This is a genomic window from Pseudomonas sp. BF-B-15, from assembly GCF_019946675.1.
In the GTDB taxonomy this organism is placed as follows: domain Bacteria; phylum Pseudomonadota; class Gammaproteobacteria; order Pseudomonadales; family Pseudomonadaceae; genus Aquipseudomonas; species Aquipseudomonas migulae.
In genome coordinates, this window is the sequence record NZ_JAGYFZ010000003.1 from 118,133 (window position 1) to 125,040 (window position 6,908).

Consider the following 6,908-nt stretch of genomic DNA (forward strand, 5'->3'; position numbering starts at 1 on the left):
TTTTTGTGCCCGTTGTTCACGGACCTGTAGGAGCCGGCTTGCTGGCGATCCAGACGCCACGGTTAACCTGGTAAACCGTGTGATCGTTCATCGCCAGCAAGCCGGCTCCTACAGGTGGTGGGCATAAAGCGATTTACCGCCCGAGGCTGTTCATTACAGCAAAGACCCGGCAAGCTCGGTCCAACCCCAATTCATGGAATGTAAGGGAGGATCAGATGGTGCAGCTGTGTTCTATCGAGCAAGCGGTCGATGAGGTGCTGGCGCGGTTGCCGGCGCATATCCACATGGGCCTGCCCCTCGGTCTGGGCAAACCCAACCACTTCGTCAACGCGCTGTATCAACGCGTTGCGCAATTGCCCGAGCGCAAGCTGACGATCTACACCGCGCTGTGCCTGGGCCGTCCTGCATTGGGCGACGGCTTGCAGAAGCGCTTCCTCGAACCCTTCATCGAACGGGTATTCGGCGATTATCCGGAGCTGGATTTCCTCGCGGGCCTGCGCAAGGACAACCTGCCGCCCAACATCCATATTCAACAGTTTTTCATGCAGCCCGGCAGCCTGCTTCATAGCGAATCCGCCCAGCAGGACTACGTGAGCAGCAACTACAGCCACGCCGCACGGGATATCAACGCGGCCGGTTTGAACCTGGTCGCGCAACTGGTGGCCAGCCACTCCGAACACCCTGATCGCCTGAGCCTGAGCTGCAATCCGGACATCACCCTCGACCTGTTTCCGATGATCGCCAAGCGCAGGGCGGCGGGTGAGACAGTCCTGCTCGTGGGCCAGGTGCATAACGACTTGCCGTACATGCCCGGTGACGCGGAAATCGGCATCGACACTTTCGACCTGCTGGTCGACGAGAAAGACAACACCACGCTGTTCTCGACGCCGAACATGCCGGTGGGTTTCCAGGACCATTTCATCGGCCTGCACGCCAGCGCGCTGGTCCGCGATGGCGGCACCTTGCAGATCGGCATCGGCGCCATGGGCGATGCGCTGACGGCGGCGTTGCTGGCGCGGCAGGCGGATAACGACGGATACAAGGCGTTGTTGGCCGACGTAAATCTCAGCCAGTGGGCGCAGTTGATAGACCGCGAAGGGGGGTTGGAACCGTTCGCCAAAGGCCTTTACGGTTGCAGCGAAATGTTCGTCAACGGCCTGCTGGTGCTGGTCGACGCCGGCATCGTGCGGCGCAAGGTCTACCCCGATGTGCCCACCCAACAACAGGCGAATGCCGGCACGCTGGATAAAACGGCGCAAACCGACGGCATTTCGGTGCACGGCGGATTCTTCCTCGGGCCGCGCAGTTTCTACGAGCGTCTTCGAGAGCTGCCCCAGAGCAAGCGACTCGAATTCAACATGACCCGTATCAGCTACATCAACGAGCTGTATGGTCAGGAGGAACTCAAACGCTTGCAGCGCCTGGATGCACGCTTCATCAACACCGTGTTCACCATGACGTTGCTCGGTGCCGGCGTGGCCGATCAGCTTGAAGACGGGCGGGTGCTGAGCGGTGTTGGTGGGCAATACAACTTCGTCGCCCAGGGCCATGCGCTGGAAGGCGCGCGTTCGATTCTGCTGCTGCGAAGCTGGCGCGAGTCGGGCGGGGAGGTCAGTTCCAACATCGTCTGGGAGTACGGCCATTGCACGATCCCGCGGCATCTGCGGGACATCGTGGTCACTGAATACGGTATCGCCGATTTGCGTGGCAAGACCGATGCAGCGGTGATCGAGGCGTTGCTGAACATCAGCGATTCACGGTTCCAGCCCGGCTTGATCGAGCAGGCGCAGAGTGCCGGGAAACTGCCGAAGAGTTTTCGTCTCGATCCGCGTTTTTCCGACAACCGACCAGAACGTTTACAGGCGATTCAGGCGCGGCATCCGCAGTTGTTTCCGGAGTATCCGCTGGGGAGTGATTTCACCGCGCATGAGCGGGATTTGTTGCGGGCGCTGAACTGGTTGAAGAGCAAGTTCAAGCTGACGGAGATTCTGGAGTTGGGCAAGGCGGCGCTGGATGCGCCGGAGCCGGCAGCGTTTCCCGAGCATCTGGAGCGTATGCAACTGACCAACCCGGAAGGGCTGAAAGAGGACCTGTTTCAGCGGCTGCTGCTCACCGGCCTCAAGGCCACCGCGCAATAACAGCCAACCCAAAACAACTGTGGGAGCCAGCCTGCTGGCGATGACGGTCTGTCAGGCATGAAGATTTTGACTGACACGACGCCATCGCCAGCAGGCTGGCTCCCACAGGGGAAATGCGGTGCTGCTGGTTATTCGATAAAGGTCACGACGCCGCCAGCCAGCGACTTAACGCGAGCCAGCGATTCAACGCGATAACCCTGCGCATCCAGTTCCGCACGTCCACCCTGGAACGACTTCTCGATCACGATACCCAGACCGGCCACGGTCGCGCCGGCCTGTTTGATGATCGAGATCAGCGCTTGCGACGCCTTACCGTTGGCCAAAAAGTCATCGATGATCAGCACGCGGTCGCTGCTGGTCAGGTGGCGCGGGGAGATCGCCACGGTGCTTTCGGTCTGCTTGGTGAACGAGTAAACGGTCGCCGACAGCAGGTTTTCGGTCAGGGTCAGGGACTGATGCTTGCGCGCGAAAATCACCGGTACGCCCAGGTTCAGGCCGGTCATGATCGCCGGAGCGATGCCCGAGGCTTCGATGGTGACGATCTTGGTGATGCCCGAGTCCTTGAACAGCGCAGCGAACTCGTCGCCGATCAGTTTCATCAGCGCCGGGTCGATCTGGTGGTTCAAAAAGGCGTCGACCTTCAGGACCTGATCGGAAAGCACGATGCCTTGTTCGCGAATTTTCTGGTGCAGTGCTTCCATGAAGCGTTCCTCTACTGGCGCCATGTGCGCCTAGTTTGTCAAAAGGTGTCGGTTAAAAAGTGCTCAATTCTAGCGCTTTAACATCGCCCGTATATCGGCCAATGCGGTATTGCCGCGAACGGCTTTGACTTCTACCGGCGTGTCGTCGGTGCCTTCCCAGGCCAGGTCGTCCGGCGGCAGTTCATCGAGGAAGCGGCTGGGCGCGCAGTCGATGATCTCGCCGTACTGCTTGCGCTTGGCCGCGAAGGTGAAGGCCAGGGTCTGACGTGCGCGGGTAATGCCAACGTAGGCCAGGCGGCGTTCTTCTTCGATGGTGTCGGCTTCGATGCTGGAGCGGTGCGGGAGGATTTCCTCTTCCATGCCCATGATGAACACGTAAGGGAATTCCAGCCCTTTGGAGGCGTGCAAGGTCATCATCTGCACGCCTTCGGCGCCGTCTTCCTCTTCCTGCTGACGTTCCAGCATGTCGCGCAGGACGAGTTTGCCGATGGCGTCCTCGACGGTCATCTCGCCTTCTTCGTCTTTCTCCAGGGTGTTTTTCAACGCCTCGATCAGGAACCAGACGTTACCCATGCGGTAGTCGGCGGCCTTGTCGCTGGAGCTGTTGGTGCGCAGCCAGTTCTCGTAGTCGATGTCCATGACCATGCTGCGTAACGCCGAAATCGGGTCTTCGCCGGCGCACTGCTCGCGGACCTTGTCCATGAAACGCTTGAAGCGCGACAGGCGATCGGTGAAACGCGCATCCAGATGCTCGCCCAGGCCGATTTCGTCGGTGGCAGCGTACATCGAGATTTTGCGTTCGGTGGCGTAGTTGCCGAGCTTCTCAAGCGTCGTCGAACCGATCTCCCGGCGTGGGACGTTGATCACCCGCAGGAAGGCGTTGTCGTCGTCCGGGTTCACGATCAGGCGGAAGTAGGCCATCAGGTCCTTCACTTCCTGGCGTCCGAAAAAGCTGTTGCCGCCGGACAACCGATACGGAATCTGGTGGTGTTGCAGCTTCAGCTCGATCAGCTTGGCCTGATAGTTACCGCGATACAGGATCGCGAAATCGCTGTACGGCCGGTCGGTGCGCAAGTGCAGGGTCAGCAGCTCGACCGCCACGCGCTCGGCTTCGGCGTCTTCGTTGCGGCAGCGGATCACGCGGATCTCGTCGCCGTGACCCATCTCGCTCCACAGCTGCTTTTCGAACTCGTGCGGGTTGTTCGAGATCAGCACGTTGGCGCAGCGCAGGATGCGGCTGGTGGAGCGATAGTTCTGCTCCAGCATGACCACTTTCAGGGACGGGTAGTCGTCCTTGAGCAGCATCAGGTTTTCCGGGCGGGCGCCGCGCCAGGCGTAGATCGACTGATCGTCATCGCCCACCACGGTGAACTGATTGCGCGTGCCGATCAGCAACTTCACCAGCAAATACTGGCTGGCGTTGGTGTCCTGGTATTCGTCCACCAGCAGGTAGCGGACTTTGTTCTGCCACTTTTCGAGGATGTCGGCGTGTTCCTGGAACAGTTTCACCGGCAGCAGGATCAGGTCGTCGAAGTCCACCGCGTTGAACGCCTTGAGCGTGCGCTGGTAGTGGGTGTAGACGATGGCGGCGGTCTGTTCCTTGGGGTTGCGCGAGTTTTCCAGGGCTTCGGCGGGCAGGATCAGGTCGTTTTTCCACGAGCCGATCATGTTCTTGATCTCGTCGACGCCGTCGTCGCCCGCGTATTCCTTCTGCATGATGTCGGTCATCAGGGCTTTGACGTCGGTCTCGTCGAAGATCGAGAAGCCCGGTTTGTAGCCCAGCCGCACGTGTTCCTTGCGGATGATGTTGAGGCCCAGGTTGTGGAAGGTGCACACCGTCAGGCCACGGCCTTCGCCGCCCTTGAGCAGGGTGCCGACCCGTTCCTTCATCTCGCGCGCGGCCTTGTTGGTAAAGGTCATGGCGACGATGTACTGGGCGCGGATGCCGCAGTTCTGGATCAAGTGCGCGATTTTGCGCGTGATCACACTGGTCTTGCCGGAGCCTGCACCGGCGAGCACCAAAAGAGGGCCGCCGACGTAGCTCACGGCTTCTTGCTGCCGGGGATTGAGTCGGGACATACGTAAATTCAGGAGTCAGTACGAAATGGGCCGGCATTTTAACAGGCTCAGCGAATTGTGCTGCTCTCTCCGACTTGTGACGCAACACGCTATCTATATTTGCCGGTTTTGTTACTTTCACGCAGGATGCGCAACGAATTTGCGACTAATGTTCGTAATTCCGGATACAAAGGCCTCGTTTGATAACTGATGTCGTTGGTCATTGGTTATCGGCACGGCATAATGCCCGCCGCCTACATCATTGCAGAGTCTAGGGAGCTAGCTTGTCTACGCCTGTCGAACCCTTGCGTTTGCTGCTATTGGCCGAAGAGCCAGCGTGGGCAGCGTTGTTGCGCGAGTGTCTGGCTCCGATGGGGAGCTCGGCCGTGCTCATCAGCGCTCCGAGCTGGGAGTCGGTCAGCGCTCTGTTTGATGACAACCGCAGCGCGGTGTTGTTGACGATCCCGGCCCTTCAGCCGGCGCCCGGCCGTTGCAGTTTGCCAACGGTGTTGTTGCTCGAACAAGAGCCGCTGTTGCCGCCCGATGGCGTGAGCGACTGGCTGGTGCGCGATCATCTCGACCCTGGCATGTTGCGCCGTTGCCTGCGCCATGTGCGCGAGCGCGGCGTGCTGGAAAACACTCTGCAACGCCTGGCCGAGCAAGACCCGCTGACTGGCATCGCCAACCGCCAGGGCTTCCAGACCTTGCTGGCCGCGCGGCTGGCGGAAAACGACGGCCGTGGCCTGGCCCTCGGGCACCTTGACCTCGACAACTTCCGCCATGCCAACGACGCCCTTGGCCACCAGGCCGGCGACCGCTTGATCCTGCAAGTGGTCGCGCGCCTGAAAAGCCAGCTCGAGGCCGGCGATCAACTGGCGCGGCTGGGCAGCGATGAGTTCGCCCTGCTGATCGACACCCGCCGCGCACCGCAACGCGCCGAATGGATGGCCGAACGCATCACCGAAGCGTTGGCCGAGCCCTATTGGGTCGACGGCGAAAGCCTGTTGATCGGTTCCAGCCTGGGCATCGCCCACGCTCGCGCCCAGGCCGGCGCCGATCCGTTGATGTGGCACGCGCACATCGCCATGCAGCAGGCCAAGAGCACTCAAGGCTGCACCTTTCACATCTTCAACGAACGCATCAACCGCAATGCCCGCAGCATGGCTGACCTCGAAAGCGAGCTGCGCCGGGCGTTGCGTCGCGATGAGCTGGAACTGCATTACCAGCCACGCCTGAACCTTGAAGACGGGCAGATCGTCGGCCTCGAAGCCCTGGTGCGCTGGCGCCATGCCGAGCGTGGGTTGTTGCCGCCGAGCGAGTTCGTGCCACTTGCCGAGCAAAGCGGCTTGATCGTGCCACTCGGTTACTGGGTGATTTCCCGCGCGTTGCGCGACATGCAGGCGTTGCGCGAGCTCGGTCTGCCGGCGCTGCACATGGCGATCAACCTGTCGTTCCGCCAGTTTCAGGACAGCCAGTTGCTTTCGACCCTGAGCCGGCTGATTGCCGAACGTGGCGTCGAAGCGCAGTGGCTGGAATTCGAACTGACCGAAACGGCGGTCATGCGCCGCAGCGATCTGGTGAAGCAGACCATGGATGCCCTCGGGCGCCTGGGCGTGCGCTTCTCGCTCGACGACTTTGGCACCGGGTTTTCGTCTTTCGTGCACCTCAACAGCCTGCCGATTGCCTTGTTGAAGGTCGACAAGAGCTTTGTCGGCGGGATGGAAGGGCGTGAAGAGAATCGCAAACTGGTGCACGCGATGATCAACCTCGCGCACAACCTCAATCTTGAAGTGGTCGCCGAGGGCGTGGAAACGCCGGAGCAGCTGGATCTGTTGCGCGGGTTTGGTTGCGATCAGGTGCAAGGGTATTTGATCAGCAAGCCGTTGCCGTTGACGGAGCTGATTGAGTATTTGAGTTTTGGCAGCAGTCAGCAGCCGATGCTAGAGATCGTGAGCTGACACGAATCCCTGTAGGAGCGAGGTTTGCCCGCGAAGGCGTCGAGTCAGTCGAC

Annotated in this window: 4 protein-coding genes; 2 read left to right on the forward strand and 2 right to left on the reverse strand. The window is 60.5% G+C overall.

Features of this window, described 5'->3' with window-relative positions; genetic code table 11:
• Positions 1-215 precede the first annotated feature (215 nt).
• Positions 216-2,138 (forward strand): acetyl-CoA hydrolase/transferase C-terminal domain-containing protein, encoded by a 1,923-nt coding sequence (locus KGA97_RS02135; protein ID WP_223480139.1) that lies wholly within the window; start codon positions 216-218, stop codon positions 2,136-2,138.
• A 128-nt stretch (positions 2,139-2,266) separates the two neighbouring features.
• Here the strand turns inward: KGA97_RS02135 and KGA97_RS02140 are convergent, their stop codons facing one another.
• Complete coding sequence (locus KGA97_RS02140) at positions 2,267-2,839, reverse strand: xanthine phosphoribosyltransferase (RefSeq protein WP_008030547.1); 573 nt, start codon at positions 2,837-2,839, stop codon at positions 2,267-2,269.
• A 69-nt stretch (positions 2,840-2,908) separates the two neighbouring features.
• Positions 2,909-4,918 carry a DNA helicase Rep gene (gene rep / locus KGA97_RS02145; protein ID WP_008030544.1) on the reverse strand — a complete coding sequence of 670 codons (2,010 nt, stop codon included), beginning with the start codon at positions 4,916-4,918 and terminating at the stop codon, positions 2,909-2,911.
• A 263-nt stretch (positions 4,919-5,181) separates the two neighbouring features.
• Between rep and KGA97_RS02150 the strand changes: the two genes are divergently transcribed.
• Positions 5,182-6,855: a putative bifunctional diguanylate cyclase/phosphodiesterase gene (locus KGA97_RS02150; protein WP_008037990.1), complete on the forward strand. Its 1,674-nt coding sequence runs from the start codon at positions 5,182-5,184 to the stop codon at positions 6,853-6,855.
• Positions 6,856-6,908 lie beyond the last annotated feature (53 nt).